This window comes from Vibrio sp. CB1-14, assembly GCF_040412085.2.
Lineage (GTDB): Bacteria > Pseudomonadota > Gammaproteobacteria > Enterobacterales > Vibrionaceae > Vibrio > Vibrio chaetopteri.
In genome coordinates, this window is sequence record NZ_CP115921.1 from 275,201 (window position 1) to 297,016 (window position 21,816).

The window sequence follows — 21,816 nt, forward strand, 5'->3', positions numbered from 1 at the left end:
TAATTATTTACTTTAAATGAAACGCGAGAAGTTAGAGGTAACCATGTACTTCAACATACAACGATTTTCTACTCACGATGGCGACGGTATCCGCAGCATCCTATTTCTAAAAGGTTGTAACTTAGCTTGTCCATGGTGTCAGAACCCTGAAAGTCGTAGCCCTAAGCACTCGTTGTTGTTTGATGAGCGTAGCTGTTTGACCGAATGCAATGCATGTAGCGATGCTTGTCCTTCAATTGAAAGGTCACTAAACAGTGGCGACATTACGATTAATCGTCAAACGCTTGATCAATCACAGATCATCGCCCTTCGGAATGTATGCCCAACTCAAGCGCTTAGCGTGTGTGGCGAGGAAGCGAAAGAAGAGATGCTCATCAACACGCTAATGAAGGATAAGCCTTTCTATGATCAAAGTGGTGGCGGGGTCACTTTCTCTGGTGGTGAGCCACTGATGCAATCAGCTCTCGTTACTTCAATCGCCAGCGAGCTTAAACAGCAAGACGTCAACACAGCTATTGAAACCTGTATGCACGTTCCATGGAAAAACGTTGAACAAGCGGTGCCTTTTATTGATTGTTGGCTTGCTGACCTCAAACACACCGACGAAGAAAAATTCCAGCAATGGGCACAAGGCTCCTTGAAGCGCATTAAGGCGAACTTTCAAAAGCTAGCTCCTATTGCCAAACGTATTGTGATCCGAGTGCCAGTAGTACCGGGCTTCAACGATACCGAGGCCGAACTGGCCGACATTATTGATTTTGCAGCGTCACTTGAAAGCTGCCAAGAGATTCACTTACTGCCCTACCACACCTTGGGCATCAACAAATATCGTCTGCTCGATATGCCTTACTTATGTACAGACAAACCACTAAACAATCCTGAACTGCTTGAATACGCGCAACAGCACGCAAAGCAGTATTCACATATTAACGTAATCGTACGAGGTTAATAACTATGGAAATCAACTACTTACCACAGCGCATTCAAGACCATAAGAGAGCATTGGTGAACATCGTAACTCCGCCAATCTGTACCGAACGCGCTGAGGCGTATACTAAGGTCTATCGTGAGAATGAAGATAAGCCAGTAATCGTGCAACGTGCCCTCGCGCTAGAAGAACATTTAAGAACGCGCACTATTTGGATCAACAACAGCGAGCTGATCATTGGTAACCAAGCGAGCAGACTGCGCGCTGCACCAATTTTCCCGGAGTATACAGTGCGCTGGATTGAAGCTGAGATTGACGGTCTTGCCGATCGCCCCGGCGCTGGTTTTCATGTCACCGAAGAAGACAAAGAATTCATTCACTCACTGACGCCATACTGGCGCGGTAAAACGGTGCAAGATCGTTGTTATGGCATGTTCACCGATGAACAAGAAGCCATTCTTGCGAGCACTATCATTAAAGCAGAAGGCAACATGACGTCTGGTGACGCGCACCTTGCCGTCGACAACGAGAAGATCTTGGCTCTAGGTTTAGATGGCTTGATCACAGAAGTCGACGAATATCGCCGAAGCAATGATATCTCTAGCTATGAAGGTTTGAAAAAAGAGCAGTTCTACAAATCGGTAGACATCGTACTTCGTGCTATTCAGCAGCACATTTTACGCTTTGCTGTGCTTGCTTCCAACATGGCAAAAACCGAAGCAGACGCCGCTCGCAAACAAGAACTGGTTACTATCGCAGTCAACTGTGAACACATTGCCTATCATGCACCAGCAAACTTCTGGCAAGCACTTCAGCTAAGCTATTTTGTTCAGCTCATGCTGCAAATTGAGTCGAATGGACACTCGGTGTCATTTGGCCGCATGGATCAGTATCTAAACGACTACTACGTTGCAGATATCAACAGTGGTGAATTGGAGCATGGTTTCGCTCTAGAGTTGCTGCAAAGCTGCTGGCTAAAACTGCTTGAAGTGAACAAGATCCGCTCCGGGGCACACTCTAAAGCGTCTGCAGGCTCTCCTCTGTACCAAAACGTGTGTATCGGTGGTCAGAAGCTCAATGAGAGCGGTGAGCCAATGGATGCCGTGAACCCTTTATCTTGGGCAATCCTTGAGTCATGTGGCCAGCTTCGCTCTACTCAACCAAACTTAAGTGTTCGCTATCATGAAGGGCTAGATCAAGAGTTCTTAATGGGCTGTATCGAAGTCATCAAGTGTGGCTTTGGTATGCCAGCGTTCAACAATGATGAGATTGTCATTCCTGAGTTCATCAAACTAGGTGTCGAACGCGAAGATGCATACAACTATGCGTCAATCGGCTGTATCGAAACCGCTGTACCGGGTAAATGGGGATATCGCTGCACGGGTATGAGCTTTATTAACTTCGCTCGTATCTTGCTGGCTGCTCTCAACGAAGGCAAAGACGCAACCACTGGCGAGTGCTTCTTGCCTCATGACAAATCGTTGGCGAAGGGTAACTTTGCCAATATGGATGAAGTCATGAGTTCGTGGGCAGACCAAGTTCGCTACTACGCAAGAAAGTCGATTGAGATTGATACTGTCGTCGATACGGTTCTGGAGCAGCAAGCTCAAGATATCTTCTGCTCATCACTCGTGGACAATTGCTTACCTAGCGGCAAAACCGTTAAAGAAGGCGGTGCAAAATACGACTGGGTGTCTGGCCTACAAGTGGGTATCGCTAACCTTGGCAACAGTTTGACCGCCATCAAACATCTTGTGTTTGATGAGCAGAAAATCAGCCAACCTGAGCTTGCTAAGGCACTAGCGGAAAACTTTGAAGGCTCTGAGCAAGAGCAGCTTCGCCAACGCATTTTAAACTTTGCGCCGAAATACGGAAACGATGATGATTCTGTCGATCTATTGCTTGCTGAAGCATACCGAGTGTATATCGATGAACTGAATAACTTCTTCAATACCCGTCACGGTCGTGGTCCAATTGGTGGTGGTTACTATGCAGGTACATCGAGTATTTCTGCGAACGTACCATTTGGTGCGTCTACCATGGCGACACCAGATGGCCGAAAAGCGACTACCCCACTTGCTGAAGGCGCGAGCCCTTCATCAGGTTCGGATCGTTTAGGTCCAACAGCGGTGTACAACTCTGTTGGCAAAATCCAAGCCGATAAGATTTTGGGTGGCGTACTACTCAACCAGAAACTATCACCAGCAGCCGTTGCATCAGAAAGTGACAAGCTCAAGCTTTCTATGTTGATTCGTACCTTCTTCAATCACCACAAAGGATGGCACGTTCAGTACAACATCGTATCGAGAGAGACACTGCTCGCCGCGAAACGTAACCCTGAGCAATATCGTGATTTGGTCGTGCGTGTAGCCGGTTACTCTGCGTTCTTTACTGCGCTGTCACCGGATGCACAAGACGACATTATCGCGCGTACTGAGCACGAGCTTTGATTTAGGCTAGAAACTTCGCTTCGCGGCCTTTTGTGAAGAACTAAGCTTTCGAATGAAACTTAAATGAAAGAGAGCTATAATGGTTCTCTTTTATTTTGGTGATCGCTTTGAGTAGATCCCTGCCTGCGCAGGGATGACGCCATTTTGGGCATGATGACTCATTACGTTCGTCATTCCTGCGCAGGCAGGAATCTTGGTGAAGTAAACACCACCCATAAACTTGCATCATCACCAAATCAAGCGTTTCAACAGTTGCAGCCAAACACCCCAAGGACAGACTATGAACTCCAGACAATCTGAAATCCTCAACCTAGTTAACGACAGAACTCGTGTACAAGTCAGCGAGCTTTCGGAACTAACGGGAGTATCCGGAGTGACTATCCGTCAAGATCTCAACTTCTTGGAACAAAACGGCTATCTTAAGCGCGTCCATGGCGCAGCAGTTTCGCTGCAAAGTGACGACATTGAGTCTCGTCTAGAAGTACACTTCGACATCAAACAGCAACTGGCAAACAAAGCCGCCGACCTAGTTGCACCAAATGAAACCGTTCTGATTGAAGGTGGCAGCGCCAATGCCTTGTTAGCTCGAACGCTAGCAGAGCGCGGTGACGTTACCATCATCACCCCGTCTGCTTATATTGCTCATCTTATTCGCCACACCTCTGCCAACATCATTTTGCTGGGCGGTGTGTATCAGCATCAAGGCGAGAGCTTGGTCGGCCCATTAACCAAACTATGTATTGAAAACATTCACTTCAGCACGGCCTTCTTGGGTATCGATGGCTTTGATATTGATACCGGCTTTACCAGTCGAGACATGATGCGAGCTGACATCGCTAGTACCATCCTAGGCAAGAAGCGTCGCAATGTGGTACTGACCGATTCAAGTAAGTTTGGACAGATTTTCCCGTCATCCATCGGCAGCACAAAAGAGATCTCAGTACTTATCACTGACAAAGCAGCACCAAAAGATATGCTTGAACACCTTAAGTCGAAGGGTGTTGAGGTCTTTGTCGGCTAACCAAAGATCTCTGGTTTGGTATGAGGCTTAGCATAAGTGAGCCTCCCTAAGCTATCGGTCACATGATAGTTATCCAAACCTGATACCGCGATACTGCCTAGCGATTCAATATCAATGTAACCACCCTCAGCTATCGCTTCTCGCTCCACATGCAAATGCGTTATCTCACCAATCAGCAGTACCACGCCGTTCAAATCGATGGTTTGACTGCTTATGAGCGCAAGCGAGTATTTAAGTCGACTCTCCGCCACGAAAGGTGCACGGACGCCCTCTTGCCATTGTGGCGTTAGTCCCACGGCATCAAATTCAGATACCTCTCTTGGATATCGCGCCGACGTTTGATGTGCCCGTTTCCAGATGCCGTTATTTACATGATTAATGGTGTACTCGCCCACCGATTGAATGTTCTCTAGCGTATCTCGGGCAACCGAGTGCGGTCTCGAAATCATCCCTATCAATGGTGGATTGGCTCCCAGATGAAAGACCGAACTCACGATAGCTAGATTGGTATTTCCCTCATCATCGGCAGTGCCTACAAGATTGGCACTTTTAAAGCCCGATAAGCTATTGACGAAATTGGCACGATAGCGGTCTTCTAGGTTAAGTAAGTCTTGATGAGTAACATGCATGGATATCGATACCTTAGTTATGTCTGTTGACTGATTTAAGTTACTCATATTCGATGGGTTTCGATCACCGAAATTCTGACCTCATGCAAACTCGGGATAAATTATTAATACCACGCACTTTACTAATAAGGTGATATGTGTAGTGGTTTAATGATCCCGGACACCAAATTAGGTGGTAAAGTCTCCACCGTAAATGAGGTGTTCAATGACAAAACGACAACGACGTACATTTTCTCCTGAGTTCAAAGTAGATGCCGCAAGCTTGGTTCTTGATCAAGGTTACTCAATATCTGAGGCGGCACGATCCTTAGATATCGGCGATACGGCCTTACGACGCTGGGTAGATCAACTAAAGATTGAGCGCGGCGGAGAAACGCCAGCGGTTAAAGCTCTAACGCCAGAACAGCAGAAGATCCAAGAGTTAGAAGCTAGGATTAATCGCTTGGAAAGAGAAAAATCCATACTAAAAAAGGCCACAGCTCTCTTAATGTCGGACGAACTCGAACGTTCTCGCTAATTGACCAGTTGAGGGAGCATGAACCGGTCAAAGTTCTTTGTGAGCTGTTCGATGTAGCTTCTTCCTGCTACTACGAGTTTAAACAACGAAAGCCGGATGCCAATCGTATTCGGTTAGTCAGCCGAGTTAAGCAGCTCTTTAACATGAGTCGTGGCTCTGCCGGAAGTCGGACTCTTGCTTCTATGCTGCAGTCTGAAGGCTTCGATGTCGGACGCTTCAAAGTACGCAAGCTTATGCAAGAAGCCGGGCTGATGAGCAAACAACCAGGCTCGCATCGCTATAAGCAAGCTAAGCTAGAGCGACCAGATATCCCCAATCGATTGAAGCGTGAGTTCTCAGTTTCCACTCCAAATGACGTTTGGTGTGGCGATATTACTTACATCTGGTCCGGTTCAAAGTGGAGTTATCTGGCTGTTGTACTCGACTTATTTAGTCGCAGAGTAGTGGGTTGGGCGCTATCAGACAAACCCAACGCAGAGTTGACTTGCAAAGCTTTGGATATGGCTTGGGAACAACGAGGACGGCCTAGCAACGTGATGTTCCACTCAGACCAAGGAAGCCAATACAGTAGCCTTAAATACCGTCAAAGGCTTTGGCGATATCGCATAACTCAGAGCATGAGTCGTCGAGGTAACTGCTGGGATAATGCTCCTATGGAGAGGCTATTTAGAAGCTTAAAAACCGAATGGATACCAGCTACTGGATACCTGACCCAAACTCAGGCAAAGAAGGATATCAGCTATTACTTGATGGATTACTACAATAGGCAACGGCCTCATCAAGCAAATGATGGGCTATCGCCAGTTACTGCCGAAAATCGGCTTAAGTTAGTGTCCGGAATTTGTTGACCACTACAATGCTTTGAGGGAATAGGTGTCTGTATGGAGTGAACGGATGAAGACTATCGAACAAGAACTGTCTCGAATCGACCTCAATCTGCTGGTATCGCTAAGTGTGCTAATTAAAGAACGTAACGTGTCTCGTGCAGCGGAAAAACTCTATTTATCTCAGCCAGCAATGAGCCGAACCCTTGCAAGACTGCGAGATCTATTTGATGATCCGCTTTTCTACCGAGAGTCCAATGGATTGCAACCCACCACCAAAACGCTCGAACTCGAAACATCGCTAGATCATATTCTGCTCTCTATAGACACTTTACTAAACGGACTAGATTTTACCCCTTTTGAATGCGAACGCGCATTTCGGATATCTGTTCCACCACTCATGAGTCGTTTGCTAACCGCTCCTCTAGCTAAAGCGCTTCAAGATGTCGCTCCTAGGATTACTCTCGAAGAGTACCCTTCATCTCGTGAACCTATACAACTGCTAAAAGATGGGCAAGTTGACTTCTCTATCCACGTTGAAAAGCCACCACAAAGTGATGAGTACCAGTTTCAAAAAATCGGCAGTACCTACCCGGTAATCTATGGCTCTAGAGAGCATCCGCTAGCACAACAAACGGAGATAAGCATCGAGAGCTGCCTCAATTACCAGTTTGTCGATCTTTCACTGGATGTCCGCTCCAACCACAATTACCTAAACCCGATCGATATTAAGCTCGCAAAACAGGGCTTAAGTAGAACCGTCGCTCTAAAGTCTGGGCAACTCTCGACGCTCTTGGACTCACTTATCGGTACAGATCGATTAATGATCTCAAGCCATGCATTAGCGGATGACTTGTTCAACCATCAGGATTTACAAATCATAAAAGCTTTTAACCACGACGAGTACTACGTGAGCTTGTATCTGATCGAACACAGAAAAACAGAGAGTAGTCCTGCTCATCGCTGGTTTAAGCAGCTGGTCGTTAATTCATTATCCGAGAAAATTTCAACTACTTAGCTATAACTTTCATGGCGTTGAAGCGTAGACACCAACATTCACCGCAGAAACTCAAGGACAGTGTTCACCTACCATTACGCACTTCCGAGCAGGTGACAAATACACATCTGTGGAATCTGGCTAACGTCAGTGCTTTGTTCTACGCGTCTAGTCGGTAAGACTCGCAGTTAACAACATCAGCAAGCATTTGGAGTTCAGCAAGTGCTGTTGTATGAACCAATTCGGCAGATATTTCCTTCCCAAACAAACCAAGTGAACGCGTAGCACATGCATCAGCAAGAACCTTAACAGTAAAGCCTCTTTCCATTGCTGCTCGCGCCGTGGTGCTCACACACATATGAGTCATCATCCCAACAATAACTATTGACGTAACGCCACATTGTTTCAAGGTCGTTTCAAGCTCCGTCTCCCAAAAAGCATTTGGGTAGCCTTTAGTAATAACAACTTCTCCATCTTTCGGTGCAACACTATCATGAATTTTCTGTCCGATGCTCCCAGCAAGCAGAAAGGGCTTACTTGTATCAGTGTTTTCATGCTGAACATGGATAACCGTTTCTCCTCGGCTACGAAACCAACTCAAGATACTCGCCGCCTTTGAAGCGGCTGCTTCTGGCTGATGTAAGGGTAGTTTTCCATCGTTAAAGTAATCATTTTGGATATCGATAAGTATCAATGCTGATTTGTATTGGCTCACTATGTGTTTCCTCTCAAATAAATAAGTCGTAACAAGACTAATGCACTCTCAGCTATGCAATAATGGCTAAAACTGACTTTTTTAAGTCATTTTCAGACGAAATAGGAGAATCAACATGTGGCACATAGCCATTCTTCATTATGAAGGCGTGATGAAATCAGCGGCCTACGGAATGGAGGATCTGTTCCGTATAGCCAATCGACTCGCATCGAAAGACCTTTTCGAGATACATCATGAGTATTCTGTTCATAAAGAAATACCTCATACACTGCCAAAAGTTTTGGTCGTGCCTCCATCAAGCGCTCATCCACTACCCGATTTCAAATGCCAAGTCACTCTCGACTACCTAAAAAACATGAATCAGCAGTCGGTCGAGATTGCCGCCTCCTGTGCAGGTGTGTTTTGGCTTGCTGAGGCAGGTTTGTTGAGCGGTAAAACTGCGACGACACACTGGAACCTATGTGAACGCCTAAAGCGAAACTACCCAGATATCCGTCAAGTGGAACGACGCGATATTTTGGTGATAGATGGCTCTTTCACGACAGCTGCGGGCCTATTCGCCTATCAAGATATGGTGTTGCAACTTATCGCAAGGTTTGAAGGGTTAGAGCTTGCGAAGCAGGTCGCTGACTTTGCGCTATTAGATATGACTGGGAGGCTACAAAGCTTCTATGAGAGATTCATACCCAACACAAACCATAAGGATGCGCTCGTTCACAGAGCTCAGCGGTATTGTGAGGCACACGTCAACGCATCCGTTAAATCCGTGGCTCAACACTGCGGCGTTAGCGAACGTTCACTCCATAGAAAGTTCATTTCCATACTAGGAACATCACCGAAACACTACATCGTACAACTTAAAATTGAGCGAGCACGCAATCTGCTTTGTCTATCACAAATGACCGTAGAAAAAGTCGCGTTTGAGTTAGGATATCAGGATGTTAGCAACTTCAATCGTGCCTTTAAGAAAGTAACTCAACTTTCGCCTTCCGTATTTCGAAACAGGCAAAATAGTCAACTAACCTAATTCCACTTCTTCTATAAGTTTATTTAAAGGTGTATAATTTAATTAATATTTGACGATACACGAGCACTGGGTTTTACATGCAGTTCAAAAAAATGGAAGCACCGATAGATATGCAAAAAGGTGCGAGATTTGAGACAAAGTCACACGGATTTGTAACAGTCATTGACTATTACAACACGCATACCGTGATTGTCGCATTTGAGAACACAGGTAATATTCGCTCTATCACTGCTTCCAAACTGCGTGCTGGTCAAATTACTGATCGAGCAGCTCCCATTCAATCGTCGATGGTTGGAGAAACGGTATTATCCCCAAAGCATGGATTACTTACCATCACTCAAGTTGAGTCTGAGAATGTTATTCTACTAGAGACAGAAGAAGGCGAAGAAATTCGCATGCTTCGTCCTGCGGTGCAAAAACTACGTGAGCGCAGTCATGAAGTCGATATGGAAAAAGAACAGCCGCAACTTCCAACTTCCTTGAGTGCTCTCACCAAAAGAAATAAGAAAACTAAAGATGTGAATAAACTGCTTAAGAAAATGCTTACCGACTATGGTAAATAATAACTTACTGCACTGCCATTATTTTCATAACGCCTTAAATAAGTTATAGCCACTCATTTACACCACAAATAACCCCAGCCTTTCCTATACTAGTCAGTGAGCCATAACACTTAAGAGTTAAGGACTCCTTATTTCGGACTTCAACTCAAATTAATGAGATCTGCATCACAAGGTCAATTTGGTTTTGTGACGCAGGTCTATTGTTGTTTTGGTCAATTTGGATATGATTTGTACCATCCAATAGCGAGGAAAAGCCTTCCTCTCCTATAAACTCAAAAGAGAATGATGATATGAAAAAGATTATGGTTGTATGCGGAAATGGTCTTGGTACTTCACTGATGATGGAAATGGCAGTTAAAGAAGTAGTAGGAAAAATTGGTCTGGATGCAGAAGTTGATCATGAAGATCTATCATCTGCAGCGTCAAGTAATGCTGATATTTGGGTTGCAGCAACAGATATTGCGAACCAATTAGCTGACGCTGGTAAAGAAAACATTGTTAGCCTTGCGAATATTTTTGATAAAGCTTCTATCGAAGAACAATTGAAAAAAATCATGTAAGGAACCGTTGTAATGCAAAATTTCTTCGAGTTTATGCTGGGCTTGTTAAAAGAGCCCGCTATCATGGTTGGTTTAATTGCTTTTGTGGGCTTGGTCGCACAAAAAGCTGATGTTTCAACCATCCTTAAAGGCACTATTAAAACCGTAATGGGTTTCCTAATTTTAGGTTTCGGTGCTGGTGCACTTGTTGGCGCTCTAAATAATTTCTCTACTGTATTTACTGAAGCCTTTGGCGTAAGTGGTGTTATTCCGAATAACGAAGCTATTGTTGCTCTAGCACAAGAAGCGTTCGGTTATGAAATGGCACTTATTATGTTCTTCTCATTCCTTGTGAATATTCTTTTAGCACGTTTCACTCCGCTAAAGTATATTTTCCTAACAGGTCACCACACCATGTTTATGTCTATGCTGGTTGCGGTAATCCTGTCTACAGCGGAAATTCAAGGTGCGATGTTAGTGGCAATGGGTTCTATTATCGTTGGTTCGCTAATGGTTATCATGCCTGCTCTAGCACAGAAATATACTGTAAAAGTCATGGGTACAGACCAGCTTGCGATGGGTCACTTCTCAACGTTCTCATACCTTATTGCGGGTTTCGTTGGCAGCAAGTTCGGTGACGCATCTAAATCAACAGAAGATATCAACGTACCAAAGAGCCTCATGTTCTTGCGTGATACGCCTGTTGCGGTTGCAACGACTATGGCTATCTTCTTCATGTTCGCTTCTATCTTTGCAGGTGGCGAGTTTGTAGAAAGCGTGTCTGGCGGTCAAAACTGGGTCGTGTTCACCTTTATGCAATCACTAACGTTTGCTGGTGGTGTGTACATCGTTCTTCAGGGTGTGAAAATGTTGATTGCGGAAATCGTTCCAGCATTTAAAGGTATCTCTGACAAGCTAGTACCAGGTGCAAAACCAGCACTAGACTGTCCAATGGTATTCCCTGTTGCGCCTAACGCAGTATTGATTGGTTTCCTATCATCGTTCGCTGCCGGCCTTATCGCTATGGGTATCCAAGGTGCATTTGACTGGACGATTATCGTAGCGGGTGTTGTTCCTCACTTCTTCGTAGGTGGCGCTGCAGGTGTTTATGGTAACGCGATGGGTGGTCTACGCGGGGCGATTCTTGGTGCATTCACTCAAGGTCTATGTATCTCGTTCCTACCAATGCTACTACTACCAGTTCTAGGTGGTCTTGGTCTAGAAGCAACAACGTTTGCTGACTTTGACTTCGGTGTTGTTGGTCTAATTCTAGGTTGGATTGTTCAATGAGTATTTTTAATCTAATTGGTGATAACGGCATCGTTATCTGCAACGAAGAAAATCTGTCAGTTGACGCAGCACTGGACATCACTTGTTCAAAGTTACTAGAGCAAGGCAAAGTTGAAGCAAGCTACCTTGAAGCTATTAAAGAGAAGCACAAAGAAATCGGTGCTTACTATGTACTGGCTCCTAAGATTGCAATGCCTCACGCTCGCCCAGAAGACGGTGTGAACAAAGCAGCGCTTCAAGTTACTGTGTTCAAAAACGGTGTGGATTTAGAGTCAGAAGATAACGGTGACGTATACTTCTCAATCACTCTAGCGGCGATGGATTCAGACAGCCACATCCAAACCATTATGGCGCTAGCTGAGCTGTTCCAAAACGAAGATGACGTTGACGCTATCATCGCGGCGGAAAGCAAAGCTGAAATTATTGAGATTCTGAAAAAGTACTAATCTCAATAAGATACGTTTGAAATAGAAAGCCCTTGTATGCAGATACAAGGGCTTTTTTTATGAGGTCGAAATGCTATTTGATTTCTTCAGCGGCGAAATGCAATGCGCGTTCTTCATCGAACATTTCCGCGTTATAGATGACAAAACCATTGAACAAGATGCCACTTGTCACTTGAGGTCGTCCTTTGAAACCAGCCGACGCTAGCCTTTGACAAAGTGCTTCAGGCGCCGATTGATACACAACATCCAAAAAGGGCAGCTGGCCATCGGTTACTATGCCCTGTGCGTTGAACTGCTCAATCGCGTCTGCAAAAAGGTCTGAGTCGGTGTGTTCAATGATCTCAATAACGTGTTCCAATCGCATGTATTACTCAATTCCATTTTAATCATAGAGTTACTGCCAGAGTGTACACTAGTTCTCATCCTGGTTACATGGATTGGATCAATGTCATTCTCGCCGTGTTATTAGATCGCAAGCGCAATAACAAGACCAGCACTCACTAAAACAACGCCCAAAATACGCGTATTGAGCCATGGTTCTTTAAGAAACCACATCCCCATGAACACACCAAAGATGATACTGACCTGGCGAAGCGCGACCACATAACTGACGTTTTCTACCATCGTCATTGCAAACAAGACTATGCCATAAGTCAGCCCCATCATAACACCAGCGATAGATGACTGACGCTTGTATTTCCATGTTAACGATAGCTGTTCAAACTGTCTGGTGACGAGTAACCACAGTACAAGTAACACAGAGATTCCAGCCGTTTGTAATCCTAGGTAGAGGATAGCGATGTGATGAGGAGTCAGTTCAGAGGTCTCGAACATCAGCCAATTAATCCCCTCTTTATCGACAATCGAGTAGATGGTGGTGCCAATGGCCGCCACAAACGCCCATAACACGCCAAGGTTGGCATAAGCACTTACCGTCAGTTGTCTAAAGGTTTTAATAGGCACCAGTAAACACCCCAGAGTGAGTATCGCGAACCCTACCCAAGCACTGACCCCGAGCGACTGACCAATGAACCAAGCACCAACGCCAACCATCAATACAGGCAGCGCACGCGCAATTGGATAGATAACACCAATGTCACCATGCTTGTAGGCGTTGAGCAGCCCCACCAAATAAATCACCTGCCCAATAGCGCTCAAACCAAGCAATCCCCAAAAATAAGCAGAAACATTGGAGAACCCTATTTGGACAAAACACCACACCATAAACGGAGCAAGCAGTAAGCATTGAGAAAGTGCAGCGCCTAAAGTGAAGGAGTAGCCAGATCCGCTATTGGATTTACCAAGAATATTCCAACCAGCGTGAAGCAGTGCGGAGAAAATCACCAGAAGTGCAGCGTAAAGAGTCAAAACAAAATCCATGTAGAACAGCCAAGCAGCATTCACTTATGCTGCTTGGTGTAAAGGTGTAGTTTTAGTAGAAAGTAGCGAGAAGATCTAACGTTCGAGCTGGGCGATAGACTCTATGCTGATAGCATCATGGCGCCAATACTCGATATCACAATCAATCAGTTCACCGTGCTGATTGTAATTGATGCGCTCTACCATCATTGCTGGGGTGCCCGATGTTGCTCTTAATGCTTGAGCCACGTCGCCTAGCAGTGACGTCGTCGTCACGCGATACTTCACCTTGGCATAAACTACGCCGTATTTTTCACGGTAGATATCGGTCAGTGACGCACCGGCCAAATCAAGGTCGAGCAAGCCCGCAAACTTCTCAGGTCTAATGAAGTTGGTGACAAAAACAACAGGGCGCTCTTCAAGATAACGCACTCTATCAACTCGGTAGATATCAGAAAAAGCTTGAAGTTCAAGCAGTTGCGCCGCTTGTTTGGTCGTTAAGATCCCTTTTGCCGACAAAAGGTCGGTACGAGGCTGCCTATTCTGAGCAATCGCCATATTGGTAAAGTTAAGCGTTTGCGTAGGGTCGTAGCGCAGTGGCTCTGGCGAGATAAACCAGCCACGGCGATCCTCGCGATAAATCCGCCCTTCAGCTTCAAGCAATGAGAGTGCTTCTCGCAAGGTGACCCGGGTGGTGTCAAATGACTCCGCAAGCTTTCGCTCCGCCGGTAGCTTTTGCCTTGGCGACAGCATTCCAGACTCAATTTGCTCAACGATAGCGTCTTTAATTTTTACGTATTGCACTAGGCATCCTTATATCAATCGTCATTAGTCACGATCCTACATTTCAATATTAGCGTTTACGCCAAGCTTGAGTCTTTGCTTCAAACACCTTTCCAACAAACATGTGGAGCAGTTTCGCGATAGCCGCAGAAAGCATAATCATCACCGCCATCGCTGCTGCACTGCCTGTTTGGCCAGCATCATCCATGTTCAGCACTGCCACTGATGCTGGAATCGTATTCGTTGAATACAAGAATACTACTGCCGAGGTCGTTGTTAAAGCGTTGATAAATAGATATATGGCAATGTCCAACACCGCAGGCAAACAACACGGCAGTGACACTTTGAAAAACAGCTTATATTGAGGCAATTTGACCGATGCGGCGGTAGCCTCAATCTCAGTCGGTAGCTGCTTAAGAACGGTTAGCGCCGTCATATGTCCCACTGTGTAATAGTGCACCACGGTATTAATCACCAAAAACGCCATGGTGCCATAAAGCACACCGAGTGGATTATTGGCATCATTAAAGTAGAAAATGTAACCCAAGCCTAGAACCAATCCTGGCACTGCCATCGGGATCACACTCATCATCTGCATCGCTTGGCGAATTGGCGCGAACGCGCGGCCTTTTTCAATGCAGTAAGCGCCGACAAAAATCACCACAGAACCAATAATCGCAGTCCATGTCGCCAGCTTCAACGAGTTAAAGTAAGGGCTCCAGCCATACGTACTCATTTCAGCAAAATTATAGTTGTTTAGAGTTAGAGCTTTGTTCCACGGCCAGAAAGTCACTAGCGAGCCATACACCGCCATCCCCAATACCGCCAGTACAGCAAGCGACACCAACAAACAGTAAATAAAGCATAGTGAGTCACGAAGCTTGTTCGGTGATGGCTGATAAGGCACTGAGCGCGTATCGAGCATACTCTTCTGCTTTTTCTGAACCCAGCGGTCTACAGCAAACGCAAGCACCGCAGGCAACAGCAGTAAAATACTGGTTACCGCACCCATAGAAAAGTTTTGCTGACCGACGACCTGCTTAAAAATATCCGTCGCCAAGACACTGTAACTGCCGCCAATCACTTTCGGCACACCAAAGTCGCACACCACCAGAGTAAACACCACGATGAGCGTGCTGATCACACCGTATTTCGCGGCAGGTAAGGTGATCATGAAGAAGGTTTTAATTGGTGATGTTTTAAGTGCCCTCGCCGCTTCGTACAAACGGGCATCCGAGGTACGCAATGAGGTGGTTAAAATCATCAACGCATGGGGAAATGTCCAGAAGATCAAACCAAGGGAAACACCGATCAAACCATACACTGAGTGTCCTTGAAGCAACTCCTTCGCGATGCCCTGATTCCCAAACAAAAAGATCAAACTGATAGCAGGTAGCAAAGAAGGCGCAAGGATAGGCGCAGTGCCCATTAAATGAAATAGGCCTTTAAATGGCATGCAAGAGCGAGTTAAAGCAAACGCATAGCCAAATGCCAGCACACCCACCACTACCGTTACGATAAGACCTAAGGTCATCGTGTTACTGAGTGAAAACCACAAGCTATCGGTGGTAAAGTAGTTGGCAAAATTAGCAAGTCCGACGAACTCACCATCGCTGTTTTGCACACTCTTTTTCACCATAGCCCACAGCGGCATAAGAATGAACAACGCCATTCCAACAAACAGCACCGTTAGCAGACTGAAAAGCACCATATTGTCTTTACTCAGTTTCGCCGTCACATGTTGTGCGGTGAATGTTGCCGCTCGCTGTCTCATAGTCTCACTCGCATTTAATGTTGAAGTTATCTGCATCATCGGCCTCTACGCTGCAGCGCCCAATGATGATTTGCTGCAGGCGTAACCAAGCAGGCCATCTTCGGCAAATTCGATATAACGAATGTCGTTGCGGCGTAAATCAAGTTCGTTCACGTGTTTAATAGGCACATCGATATAGATAGGCGCTGAGGTTGGAGAATGCTGCATCTGAACTTCGACGCGATAAAATGCCCCTTGAAACTCTTTCGCCAAAACTTTTACTGGAATGGCATTAGAGGCTCGCTCAACAAAACGGAGGCTCTCTGGTCGCACTGCGAGGTCGAAAATTTCGCCTTGCTCAAGCGTCATGTTCTCCAATGTTGGCAACGGCAACATGCTTTCCGCAATACGCAAACTGGTAGTCGATGCAACCGACGCTTCAATAAAGTTCATGCTGCCAACAAAATCTGCTACAAAGCGAGTCGCAGGCTTTTCATACACCTCTTGCGGCGTGCCTACTTGTTCAATGACGCCGTGGTTCATTACCACGATGCGATCCGCCATAGACAATGCTTCTTCTTGATCGTGAGTCACCATAATCGTGGTAATGCCAAGCCTGCGCTGCATCTGACAAATTTCTTCACGAAGGTGAGTACGCACTTTCGCATCAAGTGCAGACAGTGGTTCATCCAGCAATAACAGACCTGGAGACAACGCCAGTGCGCGCGCCAATGCAACACGCTGCTGCTGCCCGCCTGAGAGTTGATTTGGGTACTTGTTGCCAGAGGTTGGCAAGCCAATCATCTCTAGCCAATGCTCGACTTTTTCAAGCGCTTCTTTGTTGGTCATGCCTTGATTTTTAAGGCCAACCGCGATGTTTTCCTGCACCGTTAGATTTGGAAATAACGCGTAAGATTGAAACACAATACCGAAGTCGCGCTTTTCAGGTGGCAGAAAAGTGGTCTCTTGATCCGCTTGATGAATTTCACCAGAGGTTGGAAGATCCAATCCGGCAATAGCTCGCAACAAGGTGGTTTTTCCGCAGCCCGATGGGCCAAGAAAACAGACAAACTCACCTTTATTGATGGCGAGTGAAATTTGCTTTAATGCCGTGAACTGACCGAACTGCTTCACCACATTTTTGATATCTAGATAAGGGTTGGATACTGTCATCATCGTCTCTCCAATGGTATATACCAAATGTAAATCTGGTTTATTTCATTGGCATGACAGTTTTATAGCAGGTAGGTTGCAATGCAGGATTTTTTGAAGTAGTTGACTGGCTTTACGTATAACGACAAAGGGGCGATCCTAAGATCGCCCCACACAAAGCTTTTCAAACAAGTCCATTCAGCCGAACGAAACTGTTAGGATTTTGGTTCAGACTTAGCATCAAACTTCTGAGACCAGGTTTTCAATACTTCAGCACGTTCCGTGCCCATCTTACCAAAGTCCATCTCGGCCATTGCCCCCTGAACTTCAGGGTAGTTGTTAACATTGCCTGTTACCGCTTTATGGGCAACCACTGGGTAAGATTCAACATACAACTCATTTGCCGACTTGGACACAGACCAGTCTACAACGCGCTTAGCGGCATCCGATTCTTTCACCAAACCAACGGCTTCTGACTCCCAGCCAATCCCTTTTGGCGTGATCACTGCGAGAGGTGCGCCTTGGTTAATTAGCTTAGCACCACGTACCGCCATAGAAATACCGATAGCGACTTCACCCATTCCTGCTTGAACACATGGCTTAGAGCCTGAGTGCGTGTAATGTGCGATGTTTTTATCGAGGTTTTTCATGTAGTTCCAAGCTTGGTCTTCACCCATATTTTGTAACCAAGCAGATACTTGCATGTAACCCGTACCTGAAGACGCCGGGTTTGGCATTGCAATGTGACCCTGATAAACAGGCTTGGTCAAATCTTCCCAAGATTGTGGCTTTGGAAGGTTAAGCTGCTTAGCCACGGCTTCGTTAAAACAGATAGCGTTAAAGAAAGCATCATTACCAAACCATGCTTGGTTTGACTGAGGATCGTTCAAGTTCGGCTTCAGGTCTTCTAGTCCCTTCGGCGAGTATGGCTTAAGCACACCCTCTTCTTTGAGCAATGCCATGGAAGAGCCTGCCAAACCCCAAACCACTTCAGCGCGCGGGTTGTTTTTCTCCGCCAAAAGTTTCGCTGTCATGATACCCGTTGAGTCACGCACCCATTTGATTTTCACATCTGGGTTCTCTTTCTCAAATGCATTCTTGTATTTCGCAAGAATGTCCGTTTCGAAAGCGGTGTACACAGTGACCTCTGTTGCTGCTAGTGCGTTGGTGGCAAGTAGAGAAACCAGTGTCGCCAGTGTTCCCTTCATCAAACGGTTTTTCATTTTCGTCTCCAGTTATATTTGGTCTGTACCAATTTATGTAAGCCACCTTAATTTCGATTTATGACGATTAAATGAACAAAAAGTGGCAGTTTTACTAAATAGAGTTGGATTTGACGATCGAAACAGACGCATTTAACCGCGTATTAAACTTTTATGAATATTGGTTTTGACGCTTTACGACGCGCATTTTTGATTGCTAGAGTAACCACAACTTATTGGTATAGTCCAAATAGAGAATCAAGATGAAAAACGAATACTTGCTATTAACTCCGGGTCCGCTATCGACATCTGAAACCGTGCGCGAAGCGATGTTAAAAGACTGGTGTACATGGGATGACGACTACAACAAAGATATTGTTGAGGTCATTCGCACTAAACTGACTCGACTTGCCACAAAACAAGCGGGCTACACCAGTGTCCTAATGCAAGGAAGCGGAACCGCTTCTGTTGAGGCGACAATTGGCAGCGCCATCACTCCAAAGGGCAAATTGCTTGTTGTCGACAATGGAGCCTATGGCGCACGTATTGCGCAGATTGCTGACTACCTAAATATCGAAACCCATGTCATTGCACCGGGCGAAATTAGCAGACCGAATCTAGATGAGATTGCCAGCATCCTAGAGCAAGACATTGCCATTACGCATGTTGCGATTGTTCACTGTGAGACCACAACTGGCATGCTTAACCCTATAGAAGCGCTCATCAAACTAGCAAAGCAACATGACAAAACTGTGATCCTTGATGCGATGTCGAGTTTTGGTGGCATCCCAATGGATATTGGTGAGCTCGGTATCGACTTTATGATCAGCTCTGCCAACAAATGTATTCAGGGCGTTCCTGGCTTTGGGTTTGTGGTTGCCAAGCAATCAGAATTAGAAAAATGCCAAGGCCAAGGGCGTTCACTCAGTCTCGATCTCTATGATCAATGGCACTGCATGGAAGTGAATCACGGCAAGTGGCGCTTCACCTCCCCAACCCATACCGTGCGTGCTTTCTATCAAGCTCTTTTAGAACTTGAGCAAGAGGGCGGTATTGAAGCGCGTTTCAATCGCTATCAGACTAACCAAAAAACACTAGTCGAAGGTATGCGTTCATTGGGCTTCCGCACGCTACTAAACGACGATCTTCATTCTCCGATCATTACCTCGTTCTACTCACCTGAGCACAGTGATTACCAGTTCAAAGCCTTTTATAACCGCTTAAAAGAGCAAGGTTTTGTTATCTACCCCGGCAAAGTCTCTAATGCTGATTGCTTCCGCATTGGCAATATTGGTGATGTGTACCCATCGGACATTGAACGCTTAATCAGCGCGGTGAAAAACGCAATGTACTGGGAGCTGGCGTAATGGCAGACCAAGCAACGCACCTACGTAGCGAGGGGGATGTGAACAATACCCCAGCACGTGAAGAGTGGAATCAACAAATACAAGACGAAGCGACACAAGCACTGCTTAAACGCGACGCCGATGTTTTCTTGCATCAGTCTATGTCAACGCCATGCCTAGATTCACTAGAAGCGGCAGAAGGGATTTATATCCAAGACACACGCGGAAAGCGCTACATGGACTTTCATGGTAACAACGTACATCAGCTTGGTTATGCGCACCCGCATGTCATCAAACGTGTAACGGAGCAGATGCATTCACTGCCCTTTTCGCCGCGCCGTTTTACCAACGAAACAGCGGTTAAATGTGCTGAAAAGCTAACCCAAGTCTGCGGCGGCGATCTCAACCGAGTGTTATTTGCGCCCGGCGGCACATCTGTAGTTGGAATGGCGCTCAAACTGGCTCGCTATATCACAGGCAACTACAAAGTCGTGTCACTGTGGGACTCATTTCATGGGGCATCATTGGATGCGATTTCAGTCGGTGGTGAAGCGTGTTTTCGTGAAGGCATGGGCCCGCTCATGGCAGGTGTTGAGCGTATCCCACCAGCGGTGTCTTATCGCGGTGCATTCCCTTCACAAGACGGGAGTGATGTTCACTACGCTGACTATCTCGAATACGTGATTGAAAAAGAAGGCGGTATCGGCGCGTTTATCGCAGAAGGCGTTCGCAATACCGATGTGCAAGTACCAAGTAAAGCGTACTGGAAACGCATCCGTGAGATTTGCGACAAACACAATGTCCTACTCATTATTGACGATATTCCGAATGGCATGGGGCGCAGTGGTGAATGGTTTACCTATCAGGCATTCGACATTGAACCGGACATTCTTTGTATCGGCAAAGGCTTTGGTGGCGGTTTGGTTCCAATCGCTGCAATGGTAACCAAAGACAAATACAACACGGCTGCGGAAATCTCTCTAGGTCACTACACGCACGAGAAAAGTGCCCTTGGCTGCGCGGCGGCACTTGCCACCATGGAAGCGATTGAGCAAGAACAGCTCCTAGAGAAGACACGTAATGACAGCGAGTTTGTCAAAGCACGTCTACTTCAAATGAAGCAGCAATACCCAATTATTGGCGATGTACGTGGCATTGGTCTTCTGTGGGGTGTGGAACTAGTAAAAAACCACATCACAAAACACAGAGCCTACGATGAAGCCGAGCAAGTTCTCTATCAATGCTTAAATCAAGGTCTGAGCTTTAAGGTGTCGCAAGGCAACGTCATTCAGCTTAGCCCTCCGCTGATTATTACCCGTGACGAGCTAACCAAAGCGCTCGACATTTTCGAGCAAGCTATTGCTCACGTATCAAACGTAAGAAATTAACTTTTAAGGAATGACATCATGTCTCACTCATCACCGATTCAAGCCGTTATCTTTGACTGGGCTGGCACTATTGTTGACTTTGGTTCGTTTGCCCCGACCAGCATTTTTGTCGAAGCATTTAAACAAGGCTTTGATTTCGAGATTTCTCTAGACGAAGCTCGCGAGCCAATGGGTATTGGTAAATGGGATCACATTAAAGCCGTTGGCCAAATCCCAGCAGTAACAGCACGTTGGACAGCCAAGTTTGGCCAAGAAATGCAAGACAGCGATGTTGACGCCATCTACGCCGCATTCATGCCTCTACAAAAAGCCAAAGTAGCGGATCACGCTGAGCCAATCCTTAACGCGGTTGACGTTGTGAACGACCTTAAACACAAAGGCATCAAGATCGGCTCATGTTCTGGCTACCCACGTCAAGTAATGGATGTTCTCATTCCAGTGGCGGCAGATTACGGCTATAAACCAGACTATGTCGTCGCTACTGATGACCTACCTCAAGGCGGCCGCCCTGCTGCATTTATGGCACTGAAAAACGCTATCGAACTGGGCGCGACTAGCGTCGGTGCTTGCGTAAAAGTGGATGACGCAGCACCCGGTATCGAAGAAGGTCACAATGCAGGCATGTGGACTGTGGGTCTACTGCTTTCTGGCAACGAGGCTGGCCTTACATTTGACCAATACCAAGCCGCTGATGAAGCAACTCTAACAGCAGCTCGCGAACGTGCACGCATCAAGCTTGGTAAAGCTTCACCTCACTATCTAGTTGATACGATTGCCGACCTTCCAGGTGTGATCGCAGATATTGAGAAACGCGTTTTAGCGGGTGAGCGTCCGTAAGATAAGCAAGCTAAGAAAAATAAAAAGCTCACGGTTTAACCGTGAGCTTT

At 46.1% G+C, this 21,816-nt stretch carries 21 protein-coding genes; 13 read left to right on the plus strand and 8 right to left on the minus strand.

All coding sequences use genetic code 11. The annotated features are described in order from the left end of the window. Window positions 1–43: 43 nt before the first annotated feature. The 3 genes from PG915_RS17380 (at window position 44) to PG915_RS17390 (ending at window position 4,399) form a co-directional block, all read left to right on the plus strand. Complete coding sequence (locus PG915_RS17380) at window positions 44–949, plus strand: glycyl-radical enzyme activating protein (RefSeq protein WP_353499681.1); 906 nt, start codon at window positions 44–46, stop codon at window positions 947–949. Window positions 950–954: 5 nt separating this feature from the next. Beyond that, window positions 955–3,378 carry a formate C-acetyltransferase/glycerol dehydratase family glycyl radical enzyme gene (locus PG915_RS17385; RefSeq protein ID WP_353499682.1) on the plus strand — a complete coding sequence of 808 codons (2,424 nt, stop codon included), beginning with the start codon at window positions 955–957 and terminating at the stop codon, window positions 3,376–3,378. Between the two features lie 280 nt (window positions 3,379–3,658). Beyond that, on the plus strand, window positions 3,659–4,399 hold the full coding sequence (locus PG915_RS17390) for a DNA-binding transcriptional regulator YciT (RefSeq protein ID WP_353499683.1): 741 nt from the start codon (window positions 3,659–3,661) through the stop codon (window positions 4,397–4,399). On the opposite strand, the gene PG915_RS17395 is transcribed toward PG915_RS17390, so the two are convergent. Next, complete coding sequence (locus PG915_RS17395; protein WP_353499684.1) at window positions 4,396–5,028, minus strand: flavin reductase family protein; 633 nt, start codon at window positions 5,026–5,028, stop codon at window positions 4,396–4,398. The two genes, PG915_RS17390 and PG915_RS17395, sit on opposite strands and share 4 nt — an antisense overlap. A gap of 205 nt (window positions 5,029–5,233) precedes the next feature. Between PG915_RS17395 and PG915_RS17400 the strand changes: the two genes are divergently transcribed. Together PG915_RS17400 and PG915_RS17405 are read left to right on the plus strand one after the other, a co-directional pair. Beyond that, a protein-coding gene (locus tag PG915_RS17400) for an IS3 family transposase (RefSeq protein WP_353499685.1) occupies window positions 5,234–6,393 on the plus strand; the annotation gives its coding sequence in 2 pieces (ribosomal slippage) (window positions 5,234–5,492 and window positions 5,492–6,393; 1,161 coding nt in all). 46 nt (window positions 6,394–6,439) lie between these two features. Further along, window positions 6,440–7,387, plus strand: coding sequence for a LysR family transcriptional regulator (locus PG915_RS17405; RefSeq protein ID WP_353499686.1), 948 nt, complete (start codon window positions 6,440–6,442; stop codon window positions 7,385–7,387). A 139-nt stretch (window positions 7,388–7,526) separates the two neighbouring features. On the opposite strand, the gene PG915_RS17410 is transcribed toward PG915_RS17405, so the two are convergent. Next, on the minus strand, window positions 7,527–8,081 hold the full coding sequence (locus PG915_RS17410) for a cysteine hydrolase family protein (RefSeq protein ID WP_353499687.1): 555 nt from the start codon (window positions 8,079–8,081) through the stop codon (window positions 7,527–7,529). A gap of 115 nt (window positions 8,082–8,196) precedes the next feature. Between PG915_RS17410 and PG915_RS17415 the strand changes: the two genes are divergently transcribed. The 5 genes from PG915_RS17415 to PG915_RS17435 all read left to right on the plus strand — a co-directional run bounded on the left by PG915_RS17415 (window position 8,197) and on the right by PG915_RS17435 (window position 11,946). After that, window positions 8,197–9,108, plus strand: coding sequence for a GlxA family transcriptional regulator (locus PG915_RS17415; protein WP_353499688.1), 912 nt, complete (start codon window positions 8,197–8,199; stop codon window positions 9,106–9,108). 77 nt (window positions 9,109–9,185) lie between these two features. Further along, on the plus strand, window positions 9,186–9,671 hold the full coding sequence (locus PG915_RS17420) for a hypothetical protein (RefSeq protein ID WP_353499689.1): 486 nt from the start codon (window positions 9,186–9,188) through the stop codon (window positions 9,669–9,671). 290 nt (window positions 9,672–9,961) lie between these two features. Then, window positions 9,962–10,231, plus strand: coding sequence for a PTS sugar transporter subunit IIB (locus PG915_RS17425; protein ID WP_353499690.1), 270 nt, complete (start codon window positions 9,962–9,964; stop codon window positions 10,229–10,231). A 12-nt stretch (window positions 10,232–10,243) separates the two neighbouring features. Further along, window positions 10,244–11,500, plus strand: coding sequence for a PTS ascorbate transporter subunit IIC (locus tag PG915_RS17430; protein ID WP_353499691.1), 1,257 nt, complete (start codon window positions 10,244–10,246; stop codon window positions 11,498–11,500). Then, entirely contained in the window at window positions 11,497–11,946 is a 450-nt protein-coding gene (locus PG915_RS17435) for a PTS sugar transporter subunit IIA (RefSeq protein ID WP_353499692.1), read from the plus strand. Before PG915_RS17430 ends, PG915_RS17435 begins: the two co-directional genes overlap by 4 nt. 73 nt (window positions 11,947–12,019) lie before the next feature. On the opposite strand, the gene PG915_RS17440 is transcribed toward PG915_RS17435, so the two are convergent. The 6 genes from PG915_RS17440 to PG915_RS17465 form a co-directional block, all read right to left on the minus strand. After that, on the minus strand, window positions 12,020–12,310 hold the full coding sequence (locus PG915_RS17440) for a hypothetical protein (RefSeq protein ID WP_353499693.1): 291 nt from the start codon (window positions 12,308–12,310) through the stop codon (window positions 12,020–12,022). Window positions 12,311–12,411: 101 nt separating this feature from the next. After that, entirely contained in the window at window positions 12,412–13,314 is a 903-nt protein-coding gene (locus tag PG915_RS17445; protein ID WP_420884631.1) for a multidrug transporter, read from the minus strand. 87 nt (window positions 13,315–13,401) lie between these two features. After that, window positions 13,402–14,109 carry a phosphonate utilization transcriptional regulator PhnR gene (gene phnR / locus PG915_RS17450; RefSeq protein WP_353499694.1) on the minus strand — a complete coding sequence of 236 codons (708 nt, stop codon included), beginning with the start codon at window positions 14,107–14,109 and terminating at the stop codon, window positions 13,402–13,404. A gap of 49 nt (window positions 14,110–14,158) precedes the next feature. Further along, window positions 14,159–15,862, minus strand: a complete 1,704-nt coding sequence (locus PG915_RS17455; RefSeq protein WP_353500146.1) for a putative 2-aminoethylphosphonate ABC transporter permease subunit — start codon at window positions 15,860–15,862, stop codon at window positions 14,159–14,161. Window positions 15,863–15,907: 45 nt separating this feature from the next. Beyond that, window positions 15,908–17,014, minus strand: coding sequence for a putative 2-aminoethylphosphonate ABC transporter ATP-binding protein (locus PG915_RS17460; protein ID WP_353500147.1), 1,107 nt, complete (start codon window positions 17,012–17,014; stop codon window positions 15,908–15,910). Between the two features lie 194 nt (window positions 17,015–17,208). Continuing rightward, window positions 17,209–18,216 (minus strand): putative 2-aminoethylphosphonate ABC transporter substrate-binding protein, encoded by a 1,008-nt coding sequence (locus tag PG915_RS17465; protein ID WP_353499695.1) that lies wholly within the window; start codon window positions 18,214–18,216, stop codon window positions 17,209–17,211. Between the two features lie 242 nt (window positions 18,217–18,458). Between PG915_RS17465 and phnW the strand changes: the two genes are divergently transcribed. From phnW to phnX, 3 genes are read left to right on the plus strand one after another with little or no spacing between them, the layout of a single operon-like run. Then, entirely contained in the window at window positions 18,459–19,562 is a 1,104-nt protein-coding gene (gene phnW, locus PG915_RS17470) for a 2-aminoethylphosphonate--pyruvate transaminase (RefSeq protein WP_353499696.1), read from the plus strand. After that, the gene (locus PG915_RS17475; protein ID WP_353499697.1) at window positions 19,562–20,929 is read left to right on the plus strand and encodes an aspartate aminotransferase family protein; all 1,368 of its coding nucleotides are present in this window, start codon (window positions 19,562–19,564) and stop codon (window positions 20,927–20,929) included. Before phnW ends, PG915_RS17475 begins: the two co-directional genes overlap by 1 nt. Before the next feature lie 18 nt (window positions 20,930–20,947). Further along, on the plus strand, window positions 20,948–21,766 hold the full coding sequence (gene phnX / locus PG915_RS17480; RefSeq protein WP_353499698.1) for a phosphonoacetaldehyde hydrolase: 819 nt from the start codon (window positions 20,948–20,950) through the stop codon (window positions 21,764–21,766). Window positions 21,767–21,816: the final 50 nt, after the last annotated feature.